This is a genomic window from Streptomyces sp. SID3212, from assembly GCF_009865405.1.
In the GTDB taxonomy this organism is placed as follows: Bacteria; Actinomycetota; Actinomycetes; order Streptomycetales; family Streptomycetaceae; genus Streptomyces.
Map to the genome: position 1 here is coordinate 1 of NZ_WWJY01001155.1, position 2,926 is coordinate 2,926.

The window sequence follows — 2,926 nt, forward strand, 5'->3', positions numbered from 1 at the left end:
GTCCTCGCCGAGCTGCGCGGCTACGCGGAGACGGCTCCGCCGCCGGGCCGGGTCCGCTCCAGCTTCGCCCCCGGCGACGCCCGGACCCTGCGGGCGGACGGCCCCGGGTGGTCCTTCGTCGCCAGGACCGACGACATGGCCTTCGTCCTGATGGACGACGAACCCAACGAGGTGCTCCCGATCGCCCGGGGCCCGGAGCTCCCGGCGCTTCTCGCGGCCCTCGACGCCATGGCCGTACGCCCCGCGTGAGCCGCCGCACCGCGGACCCGCACGTGACACCGCGGACGTGCACGTGACACCCGCAGGGCTGTCCGTGACACCGCTGACCCGCGCGTGACAGCGACGTGACCGCGCCGCGCCCCCGCGCACAGCAGAGCTGACCGGCGGGACCCGGCGGTCCCTCCGGTCAGCTGTCCGGCCCGGTCAGCGGCCGATCTGCCTGCGGTTGATCCGGCGCAGCCTGCGGCGCTGCGACGGGTCCAGCATCAGGTAGGTGGCTGCCGGCACACCCACCACGATCAGCAGAGCCACCCAGAACGGTACGAACGCCCAGAGGATCAGGCCGACGGCCACTCCTCCGACGGCGATCTTTGCTTGTGTCGACATCCCGACGCCTCCTTCGCGGCCGAGGGCCGCTCACTGCTCGGTGAACGCGTAGGAGCGTCCGCCAGTTCCACTATGCGCCTGTACGGAGCGGTTCGCCGACGTCGTGGAGGTGTCCGAGGGCCTGGCGGTACGAGTCGATCAGTCCGGTCTCGGCGTACGGGACGCCCAGCGCCTGGCAGTGCGCGCGCACCAGGGGCTGGGCGAGCCGCAGGTGGGGGCGGGGCATGCTGGGGAAGAGGTGGTGCTCGATCTGGTAGTTCAGCCCGCCGAGGAACCAGTCGGTGAGCAGACCGCCGCGGATGTTGCGTGAGGTCAGGACCTGGCGGCGCAGGTGCCCCCAGCCCGCGCTGTTCTCGGGGTCGGGCATCTCCATGCCCTTGTGGTTCGGCGCGAAGGCCATGCCCAGGTGCAGGCCCAGGAGCATCTGGTGGATCACCGCGAAGACGACGGCCTGGCCGATGGTCAGTGTGGTGAGCAGCAGGGTGACGTACGCGGCCACGTGCGCGCCCAGGAGCAGACCCTCCACCGCGCGGCGGCGGCCGGGCATGCGGGTGTCCTTCCGGCGCGAGAAGACGGCCTGGAAGCCGTACACCTTGAGGGCGATGCCCTCCAGCGTCGTGAGCGGGAAGAACATCCAGGCCTGGTGGCGGGTGAGCCAGCCGCGGAGTCCCGTACGGCCGGCCGTCTGCTCCTGGGTGAAGACGAAGATGTCGGCGGCGACGTCCGGGTCCTTGTCGATGTGATTGGGGTTGGCGTGGTGCCGGTTGTGCTTGTCGTTCCACCACTCCTGGCTCATCCCGAGCAGCAGGTTGGCGTGCACGAGCTGGATGACGCGGCCCTTGCCGCGGTCACCGGTGATCTGGGCGTGTCCCGCGTCGTGGCCGATGAACGCGATCCGGGCCGACAGGACGGCCAGCGGGGGCGCGAGGAGCATCGTCCACCAGGAGGGGCCGATGAGCGCCATGCCGGTGACAATTGCGGCGACGAGCACCAGGTTGACCGTGATGCCCCGGGCGTACCAGGCGACCCGGCGCTCCAGGAGTCCCTGTTCCTTGACCGTCCGCAGCAATGGCGCGAAGTCGCTGCCGGTGCCGCGGCCGGTGGCCGGTTCGGGTATGGACTCCACAGCGGGGGGTGCGGTGGTGGCCTGGGGCATGTCGGTCTCCGGTCTGTCGGCCGATGTGCGGGAAAGAAGGGTCGCGCTGTCTGCGCTGACCTGCGAAAAAACGTACGGGCCCGGCGAAGGTGGCGACCATGGCGCCACCCCCCGGAAACGGGGGAGGCTTCCCGGGGGTCGGCAGTGGTGCTGGCTACACCCCGCCGCTTCGGCATGAGTCGAGTCACGGCAGCTCCGGGACCGCGTGGCTTCGCGGTCGGGTACCATCGGCGGCTCACCCGCAGTAGTCAAAGTTGAGGAATGCGTCTTCGCTGTGCACACGCTCCCCGCGGCAACGCTCTCCCGGGTCTCCGAACTCGCCCGCTGTTCCACGGTTTTTCTCCCGGGGGACCCGGCTCGCACCGGCCGGATCGCCTACTGGCATCCCGACGGCGCGGAACCGCCGTCCGCGCCGGGCTCCGTGGAGGAGCTGGCCGTCGTCGACACCGAGGCCCACCCTCTCATGGTCAGGGCGTTGCTGGTGCCCCTGCGGGAGGCTCTTCCGTCGCTGACCAGGGCCCGTGTGGCGGAGAATGTGTCCCCGTCCGCCGCCTTCTGGGGCGCGGCGACACTGCTCGCCCTGCAACTGGCTTCCTGTGGGCGGATGTTGCCGGGTCTCACCGGGACCGGGCATGACGCGTGGCGGGCCGGACCGCTGACGGCCGAGGACCTGGAGCGGGTCCGTACGCTCGCCGCCTCCATGCCTCCCACCGCACACGCCGTTCCGCTCGGCGGAGGTGGTTCGGCCGGAACTGTTCTTCTGCCCGAGCAGGAAGGGCTGTTGAGGGACTTCCTCGACGCGGTGGCCGACACGCTGCCGCGTACCCCCGCCGCGCCGCTCGCCGCCGGTGGTGACGCGTTCGCCGCCGTGCCCGCCCGGCGCTTCCCCGAACTCCGGGGCTGGGCGGGCGATGTGGCCGCGGGCCATGACGCGGGGGTACGGCTCTCCCTCCGCGTCGAGGTGAGGGGGCTGCCCGGCACGGACGTCCTGGACGCGGACGTCCCGGGCGGGGACGGGACGGCCGGGGACGACATCGCCGGGCCGGGGCCGGTCTTCCGGGCCGTCGTCCAGATGCACAGCGTCAGTGACCCGGCGGTCGTCGCCGACGCGGCGGAGTTCTGGGCGGCTCCCGCGGATCCGCGCTCCCCGGGCGGCTCGGCGCC

The 2,926-nt window shown here is 72.0% G+C and carries 2 protein-coding genes and 2 pseudogenes; 2 read left to right on the top strand and 2 right to left on the bottom strand.

Annotated elements, in window-relative coordinates; translation table 11 throughout:
* Positions 1–249, top strand: a pseudogene (locus GT042_RS34505) (hypothetical protein); the annotation flags it as partial.
* A 174-nt stretch (positions 250–423) separates the two neighbouring features.
* Here the strand turns inward: GT042_RS34505 and GT042_RS34510 are convergent.
* Together GT042_RS34510 and GT042_RS34515 are read right to left on the bottom strand one after the other, a co-directional pair.
* A complete protein-coding gene (locus tag GT042_RS34510; RefSeq protein ID WP_161312632.1) occupies positions 424–606 on the bottom strand; it encodes a hypothetical protein in 183 nt (60 codons plus the stop codon).
* A 70-nt stretch (positions 607–676) separates the two neighbouring features.
* Positions 677–1,762 (bottom strand): acyl-CoA desaturase, encoded by a 1,086-nt coding sequence (locus GT042_RS34515; RefSeq protein WP_161312633.1) that lies wholly within the window; start codon positions 1,760–1,762, stop codon positions 677–679.
* 274 nt (positions 1,763–2,036) lie between these two features.
* Here GT042_RS34515 and GT042_RS34520 point away from each other — a divergent pair.
* Positions 2,037–2,926: pseudogene (locus GT042_RS34520) on the top strand (ATP-dependent helicase); the annotation flags it as partial.